This window comes from Paenibacillus foliorum, from assembly GCF_013141765.1.
GTDB lineage: Bacteria > Bacillota > Bacilli > Paenibacillales > NBRC-103111 > Paenibacillus_S > Paenibacillus_S foliorum.
Genome location: NZ_WHOD01000072.1, coordinates 1 through 784 on the forward strand (window position 1 = coordinate 1; position 784 = coordinate 784).

The 784-nt window shown below is 37.4% G+C and carries 1 protein-coding gene; it reads left to right on the forward strand.

Annotated elements, in window-relative coordinates:
• The first annotated feature begins 44 nt into the window (after positions 1-44).
• Positions 45-752 carry an IS6 family transposase gene (locus tag GC093_RS21000; protein WP_171653872.1) on the forward strand — a complete coding sequence of 236 codons (708 nt, stop codon included), beginning with the start codon at positions 45-47 and terminating at the stop codon, positions 750-752.
• The last annotated feature ends 32 nt before the right edge of the window (positions 753-784 follow it).

The following is a 784-nucleotide window of genomic DNA, read 5'->3' on the forward strand; positions in this document are numbered from 1 at the left end:
GATAACCTAACTGAAAATGTAGTCATGAGATGGAGCAACTTACTATGGAAACCAAATCGGATTTATTTAAATGGAAGCATTATGAATCAGCAATCATTTTACTAACAGTGAGATGGTATTTAAAATATAGTCTAAGCTATCGAGACATAGTAGAAATGATGAGGGAGCGAGGATTAGAGATTTCTCATACGACAATTATGAGATGGGTTCATGAGTTTGGGCCTGAAATAGACAAACGAATCCGGCCCTATCTAAGACCCACAAATGATTCGTACAGAACCGATGAAACTTACATTAAAGTCAAAGGCCAATGGAAGTATTTATATAGAGCGGTTGATTCGATGGGGAAAACGATTGATTTTATGTTGTCTGAAAATCGAGATATGCTGGCAGCTAAGCGTTTCTTTACAAAAGCTTTGGCCTCGCCGCATAATCAAACACCACGTGTGATCACTTTGGATAAAAACCCGGCATATCCACCAGCCATACAAGAATTAGTAAATGAAAAAGTCCTGCCAAAAGAAACTTTGGTTAGACAGACAAAATACCTAAACAACATAGTAGAACAAGATCATCGATTCATAAAGAAAATCACAAAACCGATGCTTGGTTTCAAAACGTTTCACACTGCAGAACAGACGTTGAAGGGAATCGAGGCTATGCATATGATTAGTAAAGGGCAGGCGGAAAATAATTCGTCTGTCCTATCAGCTGTTGAATGGCTCAATAAAATATTTGGTATAGTGGTGTAGTTAAATTACAATTTGTTGGGTATTTACTATCC